We start from the raw sequence: 21,466 nt of genomic DNA, 5'->3' as shown, positions 1-21,466 counted from the left end.
AGCCCCCTCCCACATTGTTTTGTAGTGTTTTTGAATCAGGCGACCTGCAACACAATCTTGCCGATATGATCGCCGCCTTCCATCCGCGCATGGGCCTGGTCGGCGTCGGTGTAGGGGTAGACCTTGTCGATGATCGGCAGGCAGCGCCCGGCGGTGAGGACCGGCCAGATGTACTCGCGCAGTTGCTCGGCGATGGCGGCTTTTTCCGCGCCGGTGCGTGCGCGCAGCAGGGAACCGGTAATCACCGCGCGTTTGGCGAGGATGCTCAGCAGATCCACGTCATGGGCTTTGCCGCCGCCGAGGAAGCCGAGCATCACCAGGTGCCCGTCCATGGCCAGGGACTTGAGGTTATTGTTCAGGTACGAGGCGCCCATGATGTCGAGGATCACATCTACGCCATGGCCTTCGGTCTGTTGGGCGATGACATCGGCGAAGTCCTGCTCGCGGTAATTGATCGGTTCGGCGCCGAGTTTGGCGATGGCCGCGCATTTGTCGGCGCTGCCGGCGGTGGCGAACGCCTGGATGCCAAACTCGCGGCACAGCATCAGCGCGGTGGTGCCGATACCGCTGGTGCCGCCGTGGATCAGCACGCGCTGGCCGGTATGGGCATCGCCCAGGCCGAACAGGTTGGCCCAGACGGTGAAGAAGGTTTCCGGTACGGCGGCGGCCTGGATCCAGTCCATGCCTTCGGGGATCGGCAACGCCTGGCCGGCCGGAACCGCGCAGAACTGCGCATAACCGCCGCCGTTGGTCAGCGCGCAGACCTTGTCGCCGATGGCGTATTCGCTAACGCCGTCGCCCAGCGCCACTACTTCCCCAGCCACTTCCAGCCCGGGGATCGGGCTCATGCCCGGTTTCATCGGGTACTTGCCGGCGCGTTGCAGAGCGTCGGGGCGATTGACCCCGGCGGCGTGCACACGAATCAGAATCTCACCGGGGCCAGCCTCCGGCACCGCCGCCTGACGCGGTTGCAGCACCTCGGGGCCACCGGGGGTGGTGATTTCGATCAAGGTCATTTCTTTTGGGAGTGTCATTCGAACGTTCCTGCAACGATGAGCGTATGGGGTGGGACCGCGCCAAGCGGCCGGCGGTTCAGCGCGCGACGGTGAGCAGGTCAGCACAAGGCTGCAAGCGTGGGTGTGCATCTGCCCGCACCATCGGTGGCACCAAAAGGCCAACGAACAGGAAGCATATATGAATGACGGCAAAAACCAGGACTTCGGGTTGCTCTTTTTGCGCGTGAGCGGGGCGCTGTTTCTGCTGTGGGTGCATGGTTTGCCCAAGGTGCTGCACTACAGGGAACAACTGACGCTTATCGAAGACCCGTTCCACCTCGGTGCCCACGTGACCCTCGGGCTGGCGATTTTCGCCGAGGTGCTGTGCCCGCTGCTGATCGTGGCCGGGGTGCTGGTGCGTCTGGCGTGCCTGCCGATCATTGCCGTTTTAGTGATCGCCATGCTGGTGGTGCATCCGGAGTGGACGCTATTGGAGGGCCAATTCGGCTGGCTGCTGCTGATCATCTTCACCAGTCTTCTGATCGCCGGGCCTGGGCGGTTGGTGGTGGGCCAGCGTTTCTCTTGAGCAAAAAAAGGCCGGGCAAGCCCGGCCAAAACGAGAGGATGTTTCAGCGGTTCAGGAATGCCAGCAAATCTTCATTGAGTGCCTGGGCGTGGGTCACGGCAAAACCGTGGGGGGCGTCTTTGTACACCTTCAGCTCGGCGCCCTTGATCATCTCGGCGGCCACCTTGCCGGTGGTTTCGAACGGCACGATCTGGTCACCGTCGCCGTGGATCACCAGGGTCGGTACATCGACCTTGGCCATGTCTGCGCGGAAGTCGGTTTGCGAGAACGCGCTGACGCAGTCCACGGTCGACTTGAGGGACGCCAGCATGGCGATCTGCAGGGTCTGCGACAGCACGCCGTCGGAGACGGTCTGGCCTTTGTTCAGGCCGAAGAACGGCGTGTTGAAGTCCGCGATAAATTGCGCGCGATCCTTGAGCAGGCCGGCCTTGATTCCGTCGAATACTTCAGCCGGCACGCCCTGCGGGTAATCCGCAGCCTGGCCGAAAATCGGCGTGACCGCACCCAGCAACACCAGGCCGGCAACCCGTGCGCTGCCGTGGCGCCCGATGTAGCGCGCTACGTCGCCGCCGCCCATGGAGAAACCGACCAGCGTCACGTCGCGCAGGTCCAGGTGTTCGATCAGTTGCGCGATGTCATCGGCGAAGGTGTTGTAGTCGTTGCCGGCCCACGGCTGGTCGGAGCGGCCGAAACCACGGCGGTCGAAGGCGATGGTGCGGTAGCCGCGACTGCTGAGGTATTCCATCTGGTATTCCCACATATCGGCATCCAGTGGCCAGCCATGGCTGAACAACACGGGCTTACCGCTGCCCCAATCCTTGTAGTAGATCTGGGTACCGTCTTTGGCAACGAATGTGCTCATGGAAAACTCCTGGGTGGGTGAAAACCGTCACTATTGGGGTAAATCGAATGGGCGGCTTGTACGCCTGTGCTCGCTTGAAGGTCACCAACTGAACTTGAGTTCGACCCCCAGGTAGTTGCTGTCATCGCCACCGGCGTCGCGCAGGGTTTGCCCGACCTGGTAATGCACCGCCTCCACGGCGCCGCTGAGGTTGCCGGTAAAGGCATAGTCGGTGCGCAGTTGTGCATAGGCCCCGGTCCAACGCTCGCCCTGGCCCGCAGTGCCGGCGACCGGCAGGTTGGGCTGAGTGTAGACCGCGTCCTCGGTGGTCTGGCGCCAGAGCAAGCCGATGGCGGTTTGCACGCTGAGCTTGTCGATCGGCTTGACGGTGATGGACGGCTTGACGTGGATCAGGTTGCTGTACCCGGTGTAGCCGGCCAGGGAAAAATAATAGCCATTGGGGAACAGCGGGTTGAACGTACCGAGCGTGCCGTCACCGCTCTTGCGGTCGCCCGAGGCGATGTCCAGTTGCAGACCGATGCGCGGCTTCCAGGCCAGGCTGTCGAACGTGTAGCCAGTGCGGCTGCCACCGGCCCAGGCGCGAATATCCTTGCTGCCCACCGCGCCGCTTTGCAGCATCCCTTCGATGTCCCAGTCAAACCCCATGGCCGCGCCGCCCAGGCGTGCGTCGACCAGGTGGCGGGTTTCGTCGCCGTCCGCGTCCAGGTAGTGCGCGGCGCTGCGTTCGTACACGCCGTAATAGGCCGACAGCTCATTCTTGCCGCCCACCAGGCGCTCCACCCGGAGTAAGTGAAAGCGCGCGTCGCTGTTGGACTTGTCGTCGAAGTGCCGGCCGTCCTGGTACTGCACCGGTTGGCTGGCGAGGCCGATAAAACGCCAGTCCGCCGTCTCCCAGTCGGCCCACAGCGCATCGAACGACTGGCGCACATTTGGCCCGTCCCGCGATGAGATAAAACGCTGCAGGTCGAAGGCGAAGTCCTGGCGCCCTACGCGAGCTTTCAGGGTGCCGCTGTTGAAGCGCTTCACGTATTCGGCGAACGCCAGGCGCAAGTCAACGCGGTTCTGGTCGGCCCCGCCCACTGTGGTTTTGTCGTAGGCCCGCACATCTTCAAGCTGGGTGAACAGCCGCCAGTGTTCGTTCAGGTGCAGGTCGGCGTGTACCTGAAAGCGCTGGATCAAATAGCGATCGCGGGCCACGTTCTTCACACCGAAACCGCTGGCGTCGTTCATCTCGAAGCGTTCGCGCAGCGTCGCGCCCAACGACAGGTAGGTGAACGGGTTGGCGCTGGACAAGGGTATGTACTTCAGGTTGTCCAGCGGCTGCGTGCGCAGCGCCGGATCCTTGAGTACCGACCAGTCTTCCTGCCAGCGATTGGTCTTGATCGTCGGGCGCGCCGGCTGCGGGTCGGCGTGGACGCTGCCGACCAGCAGCGGCCACAGCACGGCCAGGCTCCAGCCCGTACGACGAATCATTGGGCCGCGTTGAGTTGGTGAATCTCGGCGACGTAGCCACCCGGGAATTCAACCAGTGCGCTGCGCCGGCCTTTGCCGTCGAACGTCGGCACCAGCACCTTGGCGCCGGAACCAGTGGCCTTGCCCAGGGTGGCGCTCAGGTCGGCGACTTGATAGCCGGTGGTTTCATGCCCGAACGGGTAGGGCAGTTGACCGTTGGTGACCAGCACCGCCATGCGCCCGAACGGCGACTCGATGTCCACGCGACGGTAGGTGCCGTTGGCCTGGCCCACCTCTACGCCGGGTGCGTGTTTGTCATCACCCAGAACTTTGCCGTGGGAAAACCCCAGGAAGGCTTTGATGAACTCATCGGCGCGGTCGGCGGACAGGTACACGCGGTTTTCCGGCACGGTCTGAAACGCGGCGTAGTCCGGGGTCTTGGTGTGCCAGTAAAGCTGCATGTTCACACCGCCTGGCCACTGCACCACGGCGTCGCGGCCGATGGGGTCGGGGAAGTCGCTGACGATCACCGCCGCGCCGTTTGCCCGCGCGGCCTTGAGCGCCACGTCCATGTCCTTGACCAGATAACCGTTGCGTTCCTGGCCGAAGGGGTGCGGGATCGGCGTGGTAAAGCCGAACAACGACACGGTGCCGGCCGGCGTCTGCAGCAATTGCGAAGTGGTGCTGCTCGGCACCGGCAACACGTTTACCACCACCTGGGGCGTGCTTTTCCCGCCGAAGGTGGCAAGAAAGCTCTGGGCAAACCGATCCACATCCGCCGGGGCGACGTACACATGGCTGGTGTCATATTGCGGCGCTACGGCCACGCTTGGTGTCGCCGCGAATGCGTTGCCCATCATTGCGCCGGCCAGCAGCGTGACTGCCAGGCTTGCCCTGATTGCTTTGTTAACCATGCCCATTCTCCAGCGTTCTAGATGATCGAAAGCCGTGAGGTTAGGCGCCGGTGCGCAGGGGGAATTGTACGGGCGTGCTCGGTTGAACGTTTCAGCGTCTATGCTAGTCCACTGACCTCCAACGTCAGATCATATAGGTGAACGAAATGGCCAAGACTTACAGCTACGCCGCTCGGGACTCCAAGGATTCGCTCAAGCCCTTTACCTTCGAGCGCCGCGCGCCAGGGGCGGACGATGTTCAGATCGACATCCTCTACTGCGGCGTGTGCCACTCCGATTTGCACACCGCGCGCAACGAGTGGAACAACACCCTTTACCCTTCGGTACCCGGCCACGAAATCGTTGGCCGCGTGACGGCGGTGGGCGCCAATGTGAAGAATTTCAAAGTCGGCGACCTGGCGGGCGTCGGTTGCATGGTCGACAGCTGCCAGCACTGTGCATCGTGCGCCGAGGGCGAGGAGCAGTACTGCGAGAACGGCTTTACCGGCACCTACAATGGCCCGGTGTTCGGTGGTGAAAACACCTACGGCGGGTACTCGGACAACATCGTGGTCAAGGAGAAATTCGTGCTGCGCATCTCCCACGATGCCAGCAACCTGGCCGCCGTGGCGCCGCTACTGTGCGCCGGCATCACCACCTATTCGCCGTTGCATCACTGGAAGGTGGGGCCTGGCAAAAAAGTCGGCGTGGTCGGCCTTGGTGGCCTCGGCCATATGGCAGTGAAAATTGCCCATGCCATGGGCGCCCATGTGACTTTGTTCACCACCTCGCCGAACAAGCGCGAAGACGGCCTGCGCCTGGGTGCCGACCAAGTGGTGGTGTCGAAGAACCCGGACGAAATGGCCGCCGTGGCCAACAGCCTGGACTTCATCCTCAACACCGTAGCCGCGCCGCATAACCTCGATGCGTTCCTCAACCTGCTCAAGCGCGACGGCACCATGACCCTGGTCGGTGCCCCCGACAGCCCGCACCCGTCGCCGACGGTTTTTAACCTGATCTTCAAACGCCGCAGCCTGGCCGGTTCGCTGATCGGTGGTATCCAGGAAACCCAGGACATGCTGGACTTCTGTGCCAAGCATGGGATTGTCTCGGACGTGGAAATGATCGACATCCAGGGCATCAATGAAGCCTATGAGCGCATGCTCAAGGGCGACGTGAAGTACCGCTTCGTGATCGATATGGACAGCTTGAAAAAGGAAAGCCACGCAGCTTGAAACTCAATCTGCCAACCCCTCTAGCCCCCCTGCCACAGGGGGTCTGATTGGCTCAAACAGTTATCGAATAACTCAAGGCCGCTGTGGTTTGACCGAGGTGCCGAAGGTATTGCCCATGCGCACGCTGGTCGCTGCCGGGGTGGCCAGGCCCACTTTGTTCGGTGGGCGTTTTTCCACCCCGATGTTTTGCGCTTCACGGTTCTTGCTGGCCGCCTTGGCCGCCCGTGTGTCGTTGCCCATCTGCTGGCTCAAGCAGGCATAGTCGGGCGTTTTATACCCATCCACCGTCACCTCGGCGCAGCCATTGGCTGGGGGGGCGGCGGCGTGGGCAAGTGAGGCAAGTGTGGCGCACAGCAACAGGCTGGCAATGCACATCAAGCGTTTCATCGAGGGGCCTCCTGGCGGGTCGTGGGCAATGGCTTTCACGCTCGCCAGTCTAGTGCAGCGCGCCTTACGTCACCGTGATGTTTTTTTTGCTATCACCGTAACATCAGGTTCATAAACTGGCCTCAGGATGACGGTTTTCTAGGGCGCGTCGACCGTGCAGCGAGGCAAAGCGTGGGGTGAACAAAGGGCCTGGCGGCGCGCCGTATGCGCCCTGGCCTTGCTTTGCCTGCTGACCGGTGGCGGCGTGGCCCAGGCCGATGCGCCGCTGCTGACACTGAACCTGCCGGCGCAGGACCTGGAACACGCCCTGCAAGCCTACAGCCGCGCCACCGGCATGGCGGTGCTGGTGGACCGCGAGTTGACGCGGGGCCGGCGTTCCATCGCGGTGCGCGGGCGTTTCACCGCGCAGGACGCGCTGGCGATGTTGCTGACAGGGAGTGGCCTGATGGCCCGTTATGCACGCAGCGATGCGTTTACCTTGCAGATCCCCGAGATCAGCCCGCCGACGCCCACCCAAGGCGCGGCGGCGCGTCAGGCGGCGCGGATCAACAACAGTTATGCCACGGCCTTGCAACAGGCCATCGAGGCCAGCCTGTGTCGTTCGCCCCTGACCCGCCCCGGCAGTTTTCGTGCGCTGGTGCAGGTGTGGGTCAACCGCGATGGCCTGATCGAACACAGCCGGCTGGTCAGCTCCACCGGCGATGAACAACGCGATGACGCTCTGGTTCGCAGCCTGGCCGCTACCCGGGTCGAGCGCCCGGCGCCCAGTTCGCTGCGCCAACCGGTAACGTTGCTTTTAATGCCCGACACAACAGGAACACGCATGGAATGCACAGCAGCAAAAGGAGCCTGGAGCGGATGAAAGATACCGGGCACAGCACGATGGTCAGCTTGTTCCTGGCCTCCTATGAGGACTTCAAAGTCCGCCTGCGCAAGCGCCTGGGCTCGGAGGACCTGGCCAACGACGTGCTGCACGAAACCTACCTGCGGGTGGACCGCATGCAAGTGCCGCCCAACCTGGCGCAACCCAATGCTTATCTGTACCGCATGGCCTTGAATATCGCCGCCGACCGTCGTCAGGCGGATGCGCGCCTGCTTACCGGCAGCGAGGTGGAAGAACTGTTGCAAAGTGCCGATGAAGCCCAGGACCCGTTGCGGGTGGTGGGCGGCCAGAAAGAAATCCAGTCCCTGGTCAAGGCCCTCTACGAGCTGCCGGCGCGGCGCCGCAAGATCCTTATCGCGGCGCGCTTGGAGGAGGCACCGCACCTGGAAATCTCCCAGCGTTTCGGCATTTCCACGCGCATGGTCGAGAAAGAAATCAAGGCTGCCCTCGGCCACTGTGCCAAGCGCCTGGAAAGAAAAGCGATTCAGCGGTTCGGTCCCGGCGCCGGAAAACCGTCTTAGTGTTGAGTCCCTGATAAAACCGTGAGTATGTGCGCGCTTGAATATTTTCCGCTTTCCCACCGCCCGGCAAACGCCTGCCGAACCTTTGCACGATGAAGCCCGCGACTGGCTGGTCCTGCTGACCTCGGGCCGCGCCACCGTGGCCGATGCCAAAGCGCTCAAAGCGTGGTGCGCCCAGAGCCCTGCGCATGCCCAGGCATTCGAACAGGCCAAAGGGTTGTGGCAGCAATTACGCGTGGCCGCCGAGCAGGCCGAGCGCCCACGGTCGATGGGGCGCCGTGCGTTTCTCGGCGGCGCGCTGGCGGCGTCGGCGGCGGCGTTTATGGTGCATGTCGGCGTGCCCGGTGGGTTGGCTGGGTTGACGGCGGATTACCGCACCGACGTCGGCGAGCAACGGCACGTGGCCTTGAGTGACGGGGTGAGCCTGGAACTCAACACCCAGACCCGCATCAGCCGGGTCGGGCAGGGCATCGAGTTGCTTGAAGGCGAAGTGGAAGTCATCGCCCGCGCCGCGCAGCCGCTCAAGGTCCAGGCCGGTGCCGGCTGGATCAGCGCGGCGCAGGCGCGTTTCAATGTGCGCCACACCGACCACAATGTCTGCGTGACCTGCCTGGACGGCGCGTTGTCGGTGGACGTCGGCGGACGTAACGTGCGCCTGGACAGCGGCCTGCAGCTCACCTATGGCGCCGCCGGCCTGGGCGAACCCCAGACGGTGGACACCCAGGCCGTGGTGGCCTGGCGCGAGCAGGTGCTGGTGTTCAACAACGCCACCCTGGCCACAGTGGTCGATGAGATCAACCGCTACCGGCCGGGCATGCTGGTGCTGCTCAACAAACAACTCGGCCAGCGCCGCGTGCAGGCGCGTTTCAGCTTGCAGCAACTGGCCGGTGTGGCCCTGCTGATCCGCGATGCCTACGGGGCCAAATGCACGGAGTTGCCGGGTGGGGTGGTGTTGCTGAGTTGAGTGTTGGGTAATCCCTCTCTGACCCAGAGGAATTTAACTGTGGGAGGGCAAGTCTCCTCCCACCTTTTGAACTGTTTGAACACGTCCAACTGTGGGAGGGGGCTTGCTGTGGTGAGCGGGCTTGCCCCGCGCTGGGCTGCGAAGCAGCCCCATCCCAGGCGATTTGGTTTAGCTGACACACCGAGGTGCCTGGGTTTGGGGCCGCTTCGCAGCCCAGCGCGGGGCAAGCCCGCTCACCACAGAGTTAGCTCAACCTTTGAAACCTGTGTAGGGGCTATCGGAGCCAAATGCACCGAGCCACCGGTTGGTGGCCGAGAGGAATTTAACTGTGGGAGGGGGCTTGCCCCCGATGGCGGCCTAACAGCCGACCCGGAAGGTTGGTGGTGAGCAGGCTTGCTGTGGTGAGAGGGCTTGCTGTGGTGAGCGGGCTTGCCCCGCGCTGGGCTGCGAAGCAGCCCCATCCCAGGCGATTTGGTTTAGCTGACACACCGAGGTGCCTGGGTTTGGGGCCGCTTCGCAGCCCCGCGCGGGGCAAGCCCGCTCACCACAGAGTTAGCTCAACCTTTGAAACCTGTGTAGAGATCTGTGGCTATCGGGGCCAAATGCACCGAGCCACCGGTTGGTGGCCCAGAGGAATTTAACTGTGGGAGGGGGCTTGCCCCCGATGGCGGCCTAACAGCCGACCCGGAAGGTTGGTGGTGAGCAGGCTTGCTGTGGTGAGCGGGCTTGCCCCGCGCTGGGCTGCGAAGCAGCCCCATTCCAGGCGATGTGGTTTAGCTGACACACCGAGGTGCCTGGGTTTGGGGCCGCTTCGCAGCCCAGCGCGGGGCAAGCCCGCTCACCACAGAGTTAGCTCAACCTTTGAAACCTGTGTAGGGGCTATCGGAGCCAAATGCACCGAGCCACCGGTTGGTGGTCGAGAGGAATTTAACTGTGGGAGGGGGCTTGCCCCCGATGGCGGTGGGTCAGCCATACCTGTATCAGCTGACACGCCCTCATCGGGGGCAAGCCCCCTCCCAAAGTTTGCTCTTGCTGGGCAGAAACGCTACCGCAACGGCCCCACCACCTGGCGATAGCGTTCCACGCCTTGAGGTGTCTGCCTGACCAGTCGGATCTCCAGCCCCAAAGGGTCATCGCGGCGGTTGCCGCTCAATTGGCGCCAGCCTTTGTCGGCTTCCCATACCCGCACTTGCAGGTCGCTGACGCCACTCAATACCAGCACCCCATCCTTGGCCGCCGGCAATGGAAAGCGCGCGCGTGCCGGCGCGGCCGCGCGGTACAGGTCGTCGCCTTTGAGCCACCAGCGCACCCGTTGCAGGCCAGTGCCGGGGATGGCGGCGCTGCGGATCACCTCTAGCCTGAACCCCTTGGTGTCGGAGCTGCGCACCGTCAGCGCGGCCAGTCCGTCCGGGGTCTTGGTTTCGTCCGTCGGAACGCTCAATTCCACGCTGGCCCGCAGGCTGATGTCGCGCTCAAGCTGGTTCAAGGCCCGTAGTAATGCTTCGGTCTGTTCGGTGCTTGCCTGTAGGTGTTGATCGGCGCGGGTGACGCTGTCCAGGCCGCGCCAGGCGATCAGGCTGACCACCGCCATCAGCAAAATCGCCACCATCACTTCGATCAGGGTGAAGCCTTGCTGCGCGCGGTTCATGGTGCGCTCACCACGCGCAGCACACCGGCGGCGTCCCGTTGCAGGCTGAGGCGGTGTTGCCCGTCTGACAGCAGCACTCGCAACGGCGGGTTGATCCATTCGGCGTCAAGCACCAGGGTTTGGCGGGGCTCGATATCGATGTGCATGGGGGTGCTTTGCCACGGGCGCGGACGCAATTGAGGGTCGCCCTGGAAGGTGTCCAGGCTCAAGCCATCGTCGCTGCGGCGGCTGAAGCGAAAGCCCTTGGCGTCCACGCGCCAGGTAATCGGGCGACCGTCCGCGCGGGCTTCGGCCTGGGCCACTTGGAGCAATTGGCTCAGGCGTTCGGCGTCTTGGCGCAGCAGGTGCAGCGGGTCGGGCTTGATGCTCAGGCTGATGGCGGCACTGGCGATGCCGATGATCACCAGCACCACCATCAGCTCGATCAGGGTGAAGCCGCGTTGGTTCATCGGTCGGTGCCCGGTAAGTCAGGGTGTTTGTGAAATAAAAACGTGCGAATTGCGCGGTAGGCTGATGGCACGGACAAACAGGAGGTCCCGCTCATGGCAATTTCCCTGCGTCTTTGCGCAGCCCACGGCGTGCAGGTCGGCGCGCTGCTGGCCGCGTTGGCTGCGGTGGTGGTGTGGACGCCGCTGTTGCTCACGTCCGCCGAATCCCATACGCCCGCTGCCACGCCCCAGGCCCTGGCGGCGCGTAGCGATAACCCGGCATTGCAATGGTTCTCCACCACGCCGACGGCGGTGCAGGTCAAGGTTACCGGGGTGCTGGCCGGGGCCCGTGGCGCGGTGGCGATCCTCAGCCTCAACGACGGCCCGCCGCGCAGTTTCCAGGTGGGCGAACGCCTCGCCCCAGGGGTGCGCTTGACGCTCATTGAAGGCGACGCGGTGCAGATCGAGCGCGGCGGTGAAACCCTGCAGGTCAAGATGAACAAATTGCCGGATGCGCCGGCGCTGGCGCCGCTCACTCCGCCCTGACCTGGGTGGTCAGGCGCGCCAGCGGTGGCGCCTCGCGGCTGGCGTCGAGTACTTGCACCTGCACCTGATACAGCGGGCCCGCACGTTCGATGGTCTGCTCGCAGCGTAATTTCAAGCGACCCTGATCACAGTCGAAGGTCTTTCTGCCACTGCGCAGTTGCCCCTCCAGACGCAGCTCCGCCAGGCGACTCTGCGCCGCGAGCAAAGCCATGGACTTGTCCCGCAGCAGGCCGTTGCTCTGGGTCATCACCCCGGCCACGCGCACGGCGGCGGCCATGGCCACGGCGATAATTGCCAGCGCCACCAGCACTTCAATCAACGTAAAACCTTGTGCGTGGCGATAGCCGTGCATGGCGCTCTCCAAGCCCGGAAACAGGCCCGCAGACTAGCGCGGCGAGTTGACCGATTGGCGACCGAAACTCCCGAGGATTTTCAATACGACTGACATGTCTTCTTGCAACACTGCGCCCCGAACCGCACTCACCCCAAGGAATGTCGAGATGGATATCGCGCGCCTGACCTGCCCACTGCCCAGCCCTCGCGGCCAGCGTGGTTTTACCCTGATCGAGATCATGGTGGTGGTGGTGATCCTCGGGATTCTCGCCGCAATGGTGGTGCCCAAAGTGCTCGACCGTCCGGACCAGGCCCGCGCCACCGCCGCCCGGCAGGACATCGGCGGGTTGATGCAGGCGCTGAAGCTCTATCGCCTCGATCACGGCACTTACCCGAGCATGAACCAGGGCCTGAAAGTGCTGGTGGAGCGCCCGGCGGATGCCAAGAACAGCAACTGGCGTGCCTACCTCGACCGCTTGCCCAACGACCCTTGGGGCCACCCGTATCACTACCTCAACCCGGGTGCCAATGGTGAAATCGACGTGTTCTCCCTGGGCGCCGACGGCCAACCCGATGGCGACGGTGTGAATGCCGATATTGGCTCCTGGCAGTTGTAAGGCCCGCCATGAAAAGGCATTCGCCCATGACGGCGAAGCAGCGCGGCATGGCGATTATCAGCGCCTTGCTGATCGCGGCGGTGGTGGCGGTGATTGCCGCCGGCCTGCTGACGCGCCAGCGCGTGTTCACCCGCAGCCTGGAGGCCGAACAATTGCGTATCCAGGGCCAGTGGCTATTGCTCGGTGCATTGGAGGACAGTCGGCAGCGGCTATGGGAGGCGCGTCAGAAGGACGTGCTGACCCGTCTCGACCAACCGTGGGCGCGTGCTCAAAAAGGCCTATTTGAAGGGCGCCTGGAAGACGAGCAGGGCAAGTTCAACCTGCGCAATCTGGTCAACCGGGGGCGGCCGGATGCCGAGCAGGTGCAGAACTTCGAACGGTTGTGCGGCTTGATCGGCGTCGACGGGGCGTTGAGTCGCCGCATCAGTCAGCGGGTGATCGCTTCGTATGACCAAACCGAGCAACCGGCCAGGTACCCGATGCTGCGCAGCCTTGACGACCTGAGCGGTGTGGAAGGGCTCGACCCGCTGCTGTTGCAGCGCATGCAGGGTTTTATCAGCGTGTTGCCCGGGGTCACCTGGGTCAACGGCAACACCGCCCGCGCCGAAGTGCTCAGTGCGGTGGTACCGGGCTTGAGCCTGAGCCAAGCCCAGGCGCTGGTGGCCGAACGGGACGGCGGGCGCTGGTTTATCAACCGTGGCGATTTCGTCAACCGCCTGCACTTGCCCCAGGTGGCGGTGGAGTCGGTGCTGGTGGGCATCACCAGTGAGTGGTTTCGCCTGCAAGGCCAGACCCGCCGCGAACAGCGCCGGGTAACCCTCGACGCCTTGTTGCACCGCCCGGAAAATCGCCAGCCCCAGGTGATCTGGTCGCGGGTGGGGGCATGAAGCGTCTGCGTATCGGCTTGCCGCCCCTCGACCAACTGAGTGTCGACAGCCCGGTGACCTTCGCCTGGCTTGAACGTGGCGCGGTGGTGGCCCACGGGCAGGCCAGCCTGGCCGAACTGGGCAAGACTCGCCAGCCCTTGGATTGTTTTCTGCACCCGCGTGACAGCCTGCTGACCTGTCTGGATCTGCCGCCGCTGCCGCCGAGCAAAACCCATGCAGCGGTGACCTGCGCGGCGCAGGCGCTGGTGCTGGGGCCGCTGGAGCAGATGCACGTCGCTCACGGCCCACGGGGCAGCGACGGGCGCGTGCAGGTGGGCTGGGTGCCCAAGGCCGGGCTGGCGCGGTTGGATCAAGTGTTGAGCCAGGCACAATTGAAGCTGCGCGGTCTGTATCCGGCGCCCTATGCCTTGCCGGTGGGCGGCGCAGCGTTAGAGGACGGCTACGGCCTGAGTCGCGACAGCCTGCACCTGGCGACGGTGCATCCGCTGGGCTTGCCGCCACTGGCGACGCCCCCGCTGGAGCCCGCGCAGCGCTGGAGTGGTGCGCTACCCGGCTGGGGCTTGCAGGCGCGCCCAAGCCAACCGTCGGGCGCCGGCTGGGGTAGGGCGCTGGCGTGCGTCGCGCTGGCTGTCGCCCTCTGGACCCTCGGCCTCAACCTGTACGCTGCCCGCCAGGCGGACGCGGGCCAACGGCTCAAGGCGCAGATGAGCCAGCAAGTGCGCCAAGCGTTTCCCGAATTGCCGGTGGTGCTCAACCCCTTGCAGCAGGCGCGACAACAATTGGCCGCGCGCCAGGGCGGTACGGACACCGGCCCACGTTTCAGCGCCTTGCTGCAACTGGTCGGCAACCAGCTGCCGTTTATGGTCGGCAGTGTTGAGCAATTGACCTTCGAGCAAGGCCGCCTGCACTTGGCGCTGCTGGTCGGCAGTCGTCAGCCGGCGCAGCCGGGGGATTGGCAAGCGGCGTTGGCCCAGGCCGGCTTTGCCGCCACGCGCGATGAGCAGGGCTGGAGCATCGGCCCCACACAACCTGTCGAGAACGCCGAGGCCAGCGATGAATAAGTGGCTGCGCGTGCGCGGCCAGGCCCAGGTGTTCTGGGCCGGTCTGGCCCAGCGTGAAAAACGCCTGCTGATCGGTGCCGGGCTGCTGCTGGCCAGCCTGTTGACCTGGCTGGTGCTGGTGCAGCCGGCCTTGAAAAAAATTGCTTACTGGCAGGCCGAAACCCCCAAACTGCGTGCCCAGGCCGAAGCCCTGCAGGTGTTGCTGCAGGATGTCGCCGCACCCCAGGTCGCCGACGACAACGCGCTGCGCCAGGCCCTTGATGGCGCCGGTCTGCACGGCCATTACCAATTGCAGACTCTGGACCCCGGCGCATGGCGCCTGACCTTCGACAATGCCCCGGCCGACGCGGCGCTGGGCTGGTTACTGGGCAATGTACGCACGTTTTCTCTGGAGGTGTCCGAGGCGCGTCTACAACGTGCCGGGGATGCCGTCGACAACTCGGCCGGCACTGTGTCCGGGACCGTTCGCATGGATCAGGCGCTTGGCGCTAAGGACGCTTCATGAAGTGGTCAGTCCCCCCGTTTCGCACCGTTGCGCCGCTGCTGTTGCTGGCCCTCAGTGCGTGCAGTTCCCAGGAGGCGCAGAAACCCTTGCTGGTGGACAGCGAACTCGGCCAGCCTTTGGCCGACACTCGCCGTAGCGGTGAAACCGCGCTGGATCGCCAACGCGAGCCGGCCGCCAGGCCCCCGGTCAAACACGCGGTGACCAGCAGCGCCCGTGGCCAGGCCCCGGCCACCGTGAAGGTGCGCAACCCGCTGGGGGACCAGCCGGTGCAGCTCAACTTTGTCGATGCCGATATCCAGGCGGTGGTGCGCGCGTTATCCCGTGCCACCGGCCAGCAATTCCTGGTGGACCCTCGGGTCAAAGGCAACCTGACCCTGGTCAGCGAAGGCCAGGTGCCGGCCCATCAGGCTTACGACATGCTGCTGGCGGCATTGCGCATGCAGGGTTTCAGCGTGGTGGACGTGGGTGGGGTGGCCCAGGTGGTGCCGGAGGCGGATGCCAAGCTGCTCGGCGGGCCGATCTATAGCGCCGGCAGCAGCGGCATGCAGACCCGCACCTTTCGCCTGCAATATGAAAACGCGGTCAACCTGATCCCGGTGCTGCGCCCGATCGTGTCGCCAAACAACCCGATCAACGCATACCCCGGCAATAACAGCATCGTGATCACCGATTACGCCGACAACCTCGCGCGCGTCGCGCAGATCATCAGCGGTATCGACACCCCCAGTGCCATCGACACCGATGTGGTACAGGTGCAGAACGGCATCGCGGTGGACATCGCGGCCATGGTAGCCGAACTGTTGGAGACCCAGGGCGCGGACCCCACCCAGAAGATCAATGTGGTGGGCGACCCGCGCTCCAACTCCATCATCATCCGCGCCGGCAGCCCCGAGCGCACCGAGCTGGCGCGCAACCTGATCTACAAACTCGACAACGCCCAGAGCAACCCCAGCAATATGCATGTGGTGTATTTGCGCAACGCCCAGGCCGGCAAACTGGCGCAGTCGTTGCGTGGGTTGCTGACCGGCGAAAGTGAGTCGGGGGTCAGTGATGAAGCGCGCAACAAGCTCAGCGCCATGGGCGGCAACAGCCTGAACACGACAGCCGGCGGCGCAGCCCCGGCCGGCAGCGGCACGCCCACCGGCAGCAGCGTGCAGCCCGTCTATGGGCAAACCGGCGCGGCCACCACCGCAACCAGCGGCACCAGCGCCGCCAGCGATCAAAACACCGCGTTCAGTGCCGGCGGGGTGACCATCCAGGCCGACGCCACCACCAATACCTTGCTGATCTCCGCGCCGGACCCGCTGTACCGCAACCTGCGCGAGGTGATCGATATGCTCGATCAGCGCCGCGCCCAGGTGGTGATCGAAAGCCTGATCGTCGAGGTGGGGGAAGATGACGCCACCGAGTTCGGCGTGCAATGGCAGGCCGGCAATCTGGGGGGCAACGGCGCGTTTGGCGGGGTTAACCTGGGCGGCACTGGCATCAATGGCAGCCCCGCCAGCAAAACCACTATCGACGTGCTGCCCAAGGGCCTGAATATCGGCCTGGTGGACGGCACCGTGGATATCCCGGGGATCGGCAAAGTGCTGGACCTCAAGGTGCTGGCCCGTGCGTTGAAAAGCAAAGGCGGCACCAATGTGCTGTCCACGCCGAACCTGCTGACACTGGACAACGAAGCCGCGAGTATTTTCGTCGGCCAGACCATTCCCTTCGTCACCGGCAGCTATGTGACCGGCGGCGGAGGCACCAGCAACAACCCGTTCCAGACCGTCACGCGCGAAGAGGTCGGGCTCAAGCTCAACGTACGCCCGCAGATTTCCGAAGGCGGTACGGTGAAGCTGGATATCTATCAAGAGGTCAGCAGCCTGGATGCGCGGGCAACCGTGAGTGCCGGCGCGGTGACCAACAAGCGCGCGATCGACACCAGCATCCTCTTGGATGACGGGCAGATCATGGTGCTCGGCGGTCTGTTGCAGGACGGCTACAGCCAAAGCAACGACGCGGTGCCGTGGCTGTCGGATATCCCCGGGCTGGGGGCGCTGTTCCGCAATCAAAAGCGCAGCGTCAACAAGACCAACCTGATGGTGTTCCTGCGGCCCTACATCATCCGCGACAGCGGCGCCGGGCGCAGCATCACCGTGAACCGCTACAACTTCATGCGCCGCGCCCAGGGCGCATTGCAACCGGAACACAGTTGGGCCATGCCGGACGTGCAGGCGCCGCAGTTGCCGGCGGTGGAGAAGGCGATTCCGGGCGCGCAACCGGGGCCGAGGGCTGCTATCCGCGCAGTGCCGGTGGGCGCACGACCATGAATTTAAATGAAGATCCAAATGTGGGAGGGGGCTTGCCCCCGCTGAGGGTGTGTCAGCCACAGATGTACAAACTGATCCACCGCTATCGCGGGCAAGCCCGCTCCCACATTTGCACCGTGCTCGGTCAGGAAGATGCCTTGTGAGCCTTCTCCCTTACGCCTGGGCCAAGGCCCAACGCATCCTGCTGCGCCACGGCGACAGCGGCATGTTGCTCACCGTGTGCCCCTCGACACCCGGTTGGGCCATCAGTGAAGCGCGCCGCCAGTTCGGCGAGTCGCCCGTGGAGCAGGTGCGCGACGACGAACTGGACGGCCTGCTCGCCACGGCCTACGCCGACACGGGCAGCGCCGCCGCTGTGGTGGGCGCGGCGGAAAACGAAGTCGACCTCGACCGCCTGATGCAGGCCATCCCCGAGATCACCGACCTGCTCGACACCCAGGACGGCGCGCCGGTGATCCGCATGATCAACGCCTTGCTGACCCAGGCTGCGCGGGACGAGGCCAGCGATATTCATATCGAACCCTATGAAAGCCACTCGGTGGTGCGCTACCGCGTCGACGGCACCCTGCGCGACGTGGTGTCGCCGCGCAAGGCGTTGCACGGCGCGTTGGTGTCGCGGATCAAGATCATGGCGCAGCTGGACATCGCCGAAAAACGCCTGCCCCAGGACGGCCGTATCGCCCTGCGCGTGGCCGGGCGGCCGATTGATATCCGCGTGTCGACGGTGCCGACCGGCCATGGCGAGCGCGTGGTGATGCGCCTGCTCGACAAACAGGCCGGGCGCTTGCAGCTGGAAACCCTGGGCATGGACCCGCAGTTGCTGGCGCGCCTCGATACGCTGATCCGCCAGCCCCACGGCATCGTGTTGGTGACCGGCCCCACCGGCAGCGGCAAAACCACCAGCCTCTACGCCGCTCTGGCGCGGTTGGACGCCAGCACACGCAATATCCTCACCGTGGAAGACCCGGTGGAGTACGACCTGCCGGGCATCAGCCAGATCCAGGTCAACGCCAAGATCGACATGACCTTCGCCCTGGCCCTGCGCGCAATCCTGCGCCAGGACCCGGACATCATCATGATCGGTGAGATCCGTGACCTGGAAACCGCGCAGATCGCCGTGCAAGCCTCGCTGACCGGGCACCTGGTGCTCGCCACCCTGCACACCAACGACGCGGTGTCGGCGGTCAACCGCCTGGTGGACATGGGCGTGGAACCGTTTCTGTTGGCGTCGTCGTTGCTGGGGGTGTTGGCCCAGCGTTTGGTGCGGCGGCTGTGCCCGCACTGTAAGCAGCCGGACCCGACCGCGCCGGGCACCTGGCGCCCGGTGGGTTGTGCGCAGTGCAATCAGGTGGGCTACAGCGGACGCACGGGGATCCATGAGTTGTTTTATGTCGACGATGCGGTGCGCGGGCTGATCCATCAAGGTGCCGGGGAACAGGACCTGCGAGTGGCGGCACGCCGCGCCGGCATGTTCAGCCTGCGCGAAGACGGCGAGCGCTGGGTGCGCAGCGGCACCACCGCGCCGGAAGAAATCCTGCGCGTGACCCGGGACGCCGGATGAATCGCTATCGCTATGAAGCCGCCGACGCCAGCGGCCGTATCGAGACCGGGCAAACCGAAGCCGACAGCCAGAGCGCGGCCTTCAGCCTGTTGCGCGGTCGCGGCCTGACCGTGCTGGCGTTGCAGGAGCAAACCCCGGCAGCTACAGGCGGCGGCCTGTTCACCGCCAAGCTCTCCGACAACGACCTGGCCTGGGCCACCCGGCAACTGGCGAGCCTGCTCGGTGCCAGCCTGCCCCTGGAAGCGGCCTTGAGCGCCACGGTGGATCAGGCCGAGAAAAAACACATCGCCCAGACCCTCAGTGCGGTACGCACCGATGTGCGCGGCGGCATGCGCCTGGCCGATGCCCTGGCTGCGCGGCCACGGGATTTTCCGTCGATTTACCGCGCGCTGATCGCGGCGGGGGAGGAGTCTGGCGACCTGGCACAGGTCATGGAGCGTCTGGCCGACTACATCGAAGAGCGCAACAACCTGCGGGGCAAGATCCTCACCGCGTTTATCTACCCCGGCGTGGTGGGGCTGGTGTCCATCGGCATCGTGATCTTCCTGCTCAGCTACGTGGTGCCCCAGGTGGTCAGCGCGTTCTCCCAGGCACGCCAGGACCTGCCGGGGCTGACCCTGGCCATGCTCAACGCCAGCGACTTTATTCGCGCCTGGGGCTGGTTGTGCTTTACCGGCCTGGTCGGTGCGTTCTGGGGCTGGCGCCTATACCTGCGCAATCCGCTGGCGCGCCTCAACTGGCATAGCCGCGTGCTGCGCTTGCCGCTGATCGGGCGCTTCGTGCTGGGCTTGAACACAGCACGCTTTGCCTCGACCCTGGCCATCCTCGGCGGTGCCGGCGTGCCGTTGCTGCGCGCCCTGGAAGCGGCGCGGCAAACCCTGTCCAACGAGCGCCTGAGCCAATGCGTGAGCGACGCCACGGCCAAGGTGCGCGAAGGGGTCAACCTGGCGCCGGCGCTGGCGGTGGAGAAAGTCTTTCCGCCGGTGCTGATCCACCTGATCGCCAGTGGCGAAAAAACTGGGTCGCTGCCGCCGATGCTCGAACGCGCCGCGCAAACCCTGTCCAAGGATATCGAACGTCGCGCCATGGGTATGACCGCGCTGCTGGAGCCGCTGATGATCGTGGTGATGGGCGCGGTGGTGCTGGTGATCGTGATGGCGGTGCTGTTGCCGATCATCGAAATCAACCAATTGGTCACCTGATACGCGCCGGGTTTTGCCTGGCTCCCGATGGCGCGGGGCCAAGCTCGGGTTCCTCATTCCGTCATCTTTCAACCCCGTGCATGGCCCTGCGGCCAGTGGCGAAAACCATTGCGCTCGGCGGCGCCCAAACCGCTCAAAACGATGACCGAAACACCCGAGAATCTTTTTCAAAATCAAGTGCTTTCTCCCGAGGTTTTTTCCTTTAGCTGTCATCGGATGCTGCGAAATTTCCTACCCATGGCCTCCGCCTTCGCCACCCCCGGAACACGGCCTGGGTCCGAAGCCATGGCGTCATGCAAGAGCCATCTACCCCAAACGTACAAACACGATGAAAGGAGATTCTTCATGTTTAAGCGCAACGTTCTCGCGGTATCCATGACCCTCGCTGCACTGTGCTCGGCCCAGGCGGCCATGGCGGACATCAACGGCGGCGGCGCCACGCTGCCACAACCGCTGTACCAGACCGCTGGCGTACTCACCAACGGCTTCGCACCCTACATCGGTGTGGGCAGCGGCAACGGCAAGTCGGCGTTCCTGAACAACGACTACACCAAGTTCGTGGCCGGCGTGACTAACAAGAACGTGCACTGGGCCGGCAGCGATTCCAAGCTGAGCGCCGCTGAGTTGCTGGCTTACAAAACCAACAAGCAACCGACCTGGGGCAAATTGATCCAGGTGCCGTCGGTGGCCACGTCGGTGGCGATTCCATTCAACAAAACGGGCACCAACGCTGTCGATTTGAGCGTCAACCAACTGTGCGGCGTGTTCTCCGGCCGCCTGACCGACTGGAGCCAGATCACCGGCGCTGGCCGCACCGGCCCGATCACTCTGGTGTATCGCAGCGAGTCCAGCGGCACCACTGAACTGTTCACGCGCTTCCTGAACGCCAAGTGCGCCGAAGCTCAACCGTTCGCCGTGACCACCACGTTCTCGTCCAGCTACGGTGGTGGCCTGCCGTCGACCGCTGTCGCCGCCGCCGGTAGCCAAGGCGTGATGGACGCGCTGAACGCTGTGGAAGGTCGCATCACCTACATGAGCCCGGATTACGCCGCGACCACCCTGGCCGGCCTGGATGACGCCACCAAAGTCGCCAAAGTCGCCGGTGTTTCCCCTGCGCCTGCCAACGTGTCGACCGCCATCGGCCAGATTCCTGCGCCCACCGAAGCACGGGCTGACGGCTCGTTCATCGACGCGACCAACCAGGACAACTGGGTACCGGTCTTCGCGGCCACGGCCAGCGGCTCAGCCACCTTCGCTTACCCTTCCAGCGGCTACCCGATCCTGGGTTTCACCAACCTGATCTTCAGCCAGTGCTACGCCGATGCGACCCAGACCACCCAAGTGCGCGGCTTCTTCAACCGCCACTACGGCAGCCTGGTGAACAACGACACCGCCATCAACAACAACCGCTTCGTGCCGCTGCCAGCGAACTGGAAAAAAGCCGTGCGTGACACCTTCGCCACTGCCACCAGCGCTCAAGGCATCGGCAACACCAGCGTGTGCAACGCCATCGGTCGTCCGCTGTAACCCCCGCTGTTCAGCACCGCTTTACCGATCAGCAACGGCCCGTGCCGTTGCTGATTTT

At 64.5% G+C, this 21,466-nt stretch carries 22 protein-coding genes; 14 read left to right on the top strand and 8 right to left on the bottom strand.

Annotated elements, in window-relative coordinates:
- Positions 1 to 35: 35 nt before the first annotated feature.
- Entirely contained in the window at positions 36 to 1,034 is a 999-nt protein-coding gene (locus K1567_RS05355; protein WP_220698226.1) for an NAD(P)H-quinone oxidoreductase, read from the bottom strand.
- Positions 1,035 to 1,194: 160 nt separating this feature from the next.
- Here K1567_RS05355 and K1567_RS05350 point away from each other — a divergent pair, with 160 nt between their 5' ends.
- On the top strand, positions 1,195 to 1,581 hold the full coding sequence (locus K1567_RS05350) for a DoxX family protein (protein WP_047882910.1): 387 nt from the start codon (positions 1,195 to 1,197) through the stop codon (positions 1,579 to 1,581).
- Positions 1,582 to 1,624: 43 nt separating this feature from the next.
- Here K1567_RS05350 and K1567_RS05345 read toward each other — a convergent pair whose 3' ends face one another.
- The 3 genes from K1567_RS05345 to K1567_RS05335 all read right to left on the bottom strand — a co-directional run bounded on the left by K1567_RS05345 (position 1,625) and on the right by K1567_RS05335 (position 4,809).
- On the bottom strand, positions 1,625 to 2,443 hold the full coding sequence (locus K1567_RS05345) for an alpha/beta fold hydrolase (RefSeq protein WP_169868769.1): 819 nt from the start codon (positions 2,441 to 2,443) through the stop codon (positions 1,625 to 1,627).
- 81 nt (positions 2,444 to 2,524) lie between these two features.
- Positions 2,525 to 3,916 carry an alginate export family protein gene (locus K1567_RS05340; RefSeq protein ID WP_220698225.1) on the bottom strand — a complete coding sequence of 464 codons (1,392 nt, stop codon included), beginning with the start codon at positions 3,914 to 3,916 and terminating at the stop codon, positions 2,525 to 2,527.
- Entirely contained in the window at positions 3,913 to 4,809 is an 897-nt protein-coding gene (locus tag K1567_RS05335; RefSeq protein WP_034096905.1) for a VOC family protein, read from the bottom strand. Before K1567_RS05335 ends, K1567_RS05340 begins: the two co-directional genes overlap by 4 nt.
- Positions 4,810 to 4,955: 146 nt before the next feature.
- Here K1567_RS05335 and K1567_RS05330 point away from each other — a divergent pair, with 146 nt between their 5' ends.
- Positions 4,956 to 6,023, top strand: coding sequence for an NAD(P)-dependent alcohol dehydrogenase (locus K1567_RS05330; RefSeq protein ID WP_034096906.1), 1,068 nt, complete (start codon positions 4,956 to 4,958; stop codon positions 6,021 to 6,023).
- A gap of 72 nt (positions 6,024 to 6,095) precedes the next feature.
- Here the strand turns inward: K1567_RS05330 and K1567_RS05325 are convergent, their stop codons facing one another.
- A complete protein-coding gene (locus K1567_RS05325; RefSeq protein WP_220698224.1) occupies positions 6,096 to 6,410 on the bottom strand; it encodes a hypothetical protein in 315 nt (104 codons plus the stop codon).
- A 217-nt stretch (positions 6,411 to 6,627) separates the two neighbouring features.
- Between K1567_RS05325 and K1567_RS05320 the strand changes: the two genes are divergently transcribed.
- Genes K1567_RS05320 through K1567_RS05310 form a run of 3 tightly spaced genes read left to right on the top strand, consistent with a single transcriptional unit; the run spans position 6,628 to position 8,778 of the window.
- Positions 6,628 to 7,272, top strand: coding sequence for a secretin and TonB N-terminal domain-containing protein (locus tag K1567_RS05320; protein ID WP_220699022.1), 645 nt, complete (start codon positions 6,628 to 6,630; stop codon positions 7,270 to 7,272).
- Entirely contained in the window at positions 7,269 to 7,814 is a 546-nt protein-coding gene (locus K1567_RS05315) for an RNA polymerase sigma factor (protein ID WP_034096908.1), read from the top strand. The genes K1567_RS05320 and K1567_RS05315 overlap by 4 nt, the downstream gene beginning before the upstream one ends.
- Positions 7,815 to 7,851: 37 nt before the next feature.
- Positions 7,852 to 8,778 (top strand): FecR domain-containing protein, encoded by a 927-nt coding sequence (locus K1567_RS05310; RefSeq protein WP_034096909.1) that lies wholly within the window; start codon positions 7,852 to 7,854, stop codon positions 8,776 to 8,778.
- Positions 8,779 to 9,823: 1,045 nt separating this feature from the next.
- On the opposite strand, the gene K1567_RS05305 is transcribed toward K1567_RS05310, so the two are convergent.
- Complete coding sequence (locus K1567_RS05305) at positions 9,824 to 10,426, bottom strand: type II secretion system protein J (protein ID WP_034113026.1); 603 nt, start codon at positions 10,424 to 10,426, stop codon at positions 9,824 to 9,826.
- On the bottom strand, positions 10,423 to 10,875 hold the full coding sequence (gspH, locus tag K1567_RS05300) for a type II secretion system minor pseudopilin GspH (protein ID WP_047882886.1): 453 nt from the start codon (positions 10,873 to 10,875) through the stop codon (positions 10,423 to 10,425). Before gspH ends, K1567_RS05305 begins: the two co-directional genes overlap by 4 nt.
- A 93-nt stretch (positions 10,876 to 10,968) precedes the next feature.
- Between gspH and K1567_RS05295 the strand changes: the two genes are divergently transcribed.
- On the top strand, positions 10,969 to 11,400 hold the full coding sequence (locus tag K1567_RS05295; RefSeq protein ID WP_220698223.1) for a type II secretion system protein N: 432 nt from the start codon (positions 10,969 to 10,971) through the stop codon (positions 11,398 to 11,400).
- Here the strand turns inward: K1567_RS05295 and gspI are convergent.
- The gene (gspI, locus tag K1567_RS05290; RefSeq protein WP_034113028.1) at positions 11,387 to 11,752 is read right to left on the bottom strand and encodes a type II secretion system minor pseudopilin GspI; all 366 of its coding nucleotides are present in this window, start codon (positions 11,750 to 11,752) and stop codon (positions 11,387 to 11,389) included. The genes K1567_RS05295 and gspI overlap by 14 nt on opposite strands.
- A 148-nt stretch (positions 11,753 to 11,900) precedes the next feature.
- Here gspI and gspG point away from each other — a divergent pair, with 148 nt between their 5' ends.
- From gspG to K1567_RS05250, 8 genes are all read left to right on the top strand, one after another.
- Positions 11,901 to 12,350, top strand: a complete 450-nt coding sequence (gene gspG / locus K1567_RS05285) for a type II secretion system major pseudopilin GspG (protein ID WP_034096914.1) — start codon at positions 11,901 to 11,903, stop codon at positions 12,348 to 12,350.
- Between the two features lie 8 nt (positions 12,351 to 12,358).
- On the top strand, positions 12,359 to 13,237 hold the full coding sequence (gene gspK / locus K1567_RS05280) for a type II secretion system minor pseudopilin GspK (RefSeq protein ID WP_156796369.1): 879 nt from the start codon (positions 12,359 to 12,361) through the stop codon (positions 13,235 to 13,237).
- Positions 13,234 to 14,298: a type II secretion system protein GspL gene (gene gspL / locus K1567_RS05275; RefSeq protein ID WP_220698222.1), complete on the top strand. Its 1,065-nt coding sequence runs from the start codon at positions 13,234 to 13,236 to the stop codon at positions 14,296 to 14,298. The genes gspK and gspL overlap by 4 nt, the downstream gene beginning before the upstream one ends.
- Entirely contained in the window at positions 14,291 to 14,803 is a 513-nt protein-coding gene (gspM, locus tag K1567_RS05270; RefSeq protein WP_169868764.1) for a type II secretion system protein GspM, read from the top strand. The genes gspL and gspM overlap by 8 nt, the downstream gene beginning before the upstream one ends.
- Positions 14,800 to 17,118 (top strand): type II secretion system secretin GspD, encoded by a 2,319-nt coding sequence (gspD, locus tag K1567_RS05265; protein WP_220698221.1) that lies wholly within the window; start codon positions 14,800 to 14,802, stop codon positions 17,116 to 17,118. The genes gspM and gspD overlap by 4 nt, the downstream gene beginning before the upstream one ends.
- Before the next feature lie 139 nt (positions 17,119 to 17,257).
- The gene (gene gspE, locus K1567_RS05260) at positions 17,258 to 18,679 is read left to right on the top strand and encodes a type II secretion system ATPase GspE (RefSeq protein WP_034096918.1); all 1,422 of its coding nucleotides are present in this window, start codon (positions 17,258 to 17,260) and stop codon (positions 18,677 to 18,679) included.
- Complete coding sequence (gspF, locus tag K1567_RS05255; protein WP_169868762.1) at positions 18,676 to 19,881, top strand: type II secretion system inner membrane protein GspF; 1,206 nt, start codon at positions 18,676 to 18,678, stop codon at positions 19,879 to 19,881. The genes gspE and gspF overlap by 4 nt, the downstream gene beginning before the upstream one ends.
- Before the next feature lie 345 nt (positions 19,882 to 20,226).
- Positions 20,227 to 21,408, top strand: a complete 1,182-nt coding sequence (locus K1567_RS05250) for a substrate-binding domain-containing protein (RefSeq protein ID WP_220698220.1) — start codon at positions 20,227 to 20,229, stop codon at positions 21,406 to 21,408.
- Positions 21,409 to 21,466 lie beyond the last annotated feature (58 nt).

Source organism: Pseudomonas sp. S5F11, assembly GCF_019641515.1.
Lineage (GTDB): Bacteria > Pseudomonadota > Gammaproteobacteria > Pseudomonadales > Pseudomonadaceae > Aquipseudomonas > Aquipseudomonas rhodesiae.
Note: the sequence above shows the minus strand (reverse complement) of the source record. Positions and strands in the feature narration are given on the sequence as shown.

Coding starts and splice junctions, on each gene's coding strand:
- K1567_RS05340 (WP_220698225.1), bottom strand. CDS start 3,916: ATGATTCGTCGTACGGGCTGGAGCCTGGCCGTGCTGTGGCCGCTGCTG.
- K1567_RS05335 (WP_034096905.1), bottom strand. CDS start 4,809: ATGGTTAACAAAGCAATCAGGGCAAGCCTGGCAGTCACGCTGCTGGCC.
- K1567_RS05295 (WP_220698223.1), top strand. CDS start 10,969: ATGGCAATTTCCCTGCGTCTTTGCGCAGCCCACGGCGTGCAGGTCGGC.
- gspF (WP_169868762.1), top strand. CDS start 18,676: ATGAATCGCTATCGCTATGAAGCCGCCGACGCCAGCGGCCGTATCGAG.
- K1567_RS05350 (WP_047882910.1), top strand. CDS start 1,195: ATGAATGACGGCAAAAACCAGGACTTCGGGTTGCTCTTTTTGCGCGTG.
- K1567_RS05345 (WP_169868769.1), bottom strand. CDS start 2,443: ATGAGCACATTCGTTGCCAAAGACGGTACCCAGATCTACTACAAGGAT.
- gspI (WP_034113028.1), bottom strand. CDS start 11,752: ATGCACGGCTATCGCCACGCACAAGGTTTTACGTTGATTGAAGTGCTG.
- gspM (WP_169868764.1), top strand. CDS start 14,291: ATGAATAAGTGGCTGCGCGTGCGCGGCCAGGCCCAGGTGTTCTGGGCC.
- gspD (WP_220698221.1), top strand. CDS start 14,800: ATGAAGTGGTCAGTCCCCCCGTTTCGCACCGTTGCGCCGCTGCTGTTG.
- gspK (WP_156796369.1), top strand. CDS start 12,359: ATGAAAAGGCATTCGCCCATGACGGCGAAGCAGCGCGGCATGGCGATT.
- K1567_RS05315 (WP_034096908.1), top strand. CDS start 7,269: ATGAAAGATACCGGGCACAGCACGATGGTCAGCTTGTTCCTGGCCTCC.
- gspL (WP_220698222.1), top strand. CDS start 13,234: ATGAAGCGTCTGCGTATCGGCTTGCCGCCCCTCGACCAACTGAGTGTC.
- K1567_RS05330 (WP_034096906.1), top strand. CDS start 4,956: ATGGCCAAGACTTACAGCTACGCCGCTCGGGACTCCAAGGATTCGCTC.
- K1567_RS05355 (WP_220698226.1), bottom strand. CDS start 1,034: ATGACACTCCCAAAAGAAATGACCTTGATCGAAATCACCACCCCCGGT.
- K1567_RS05325 (WP_220698224.1), bottom strand. CDS start 6,410: ATGAAACGCTTGATGTGCATTGCCAGCCTGTTGCTGTGCGCCACACTT.
- K1567_RS05305 (WP_034113026.1), bottom strand. CDS start 10,426: ATGAACCGCGCGCAGCAAGGCTTCACCCTGATCGAAGTGATGGTGGCG.
- gspG (WP_034096914.1), top strand. CDS start 11,901: ATGGATATCGCGCGCCTGACCTGCCCACTGCCCAGCCCTCGCGGCCAG.
- gspH (WP_047882886.1), bottom strand. CDS start 10,875: ATGAACCAACGCGGCTTCACCCTGATCGAGCTGATGGTGGTGCTGGTG.
- K1567_RS05250 (WP_220698220.1), top strand. CDS start 20,227: ATGTTTAAGCGCAACGTTCTCGCGGTATCCATGACCCTCGCTGCACTG.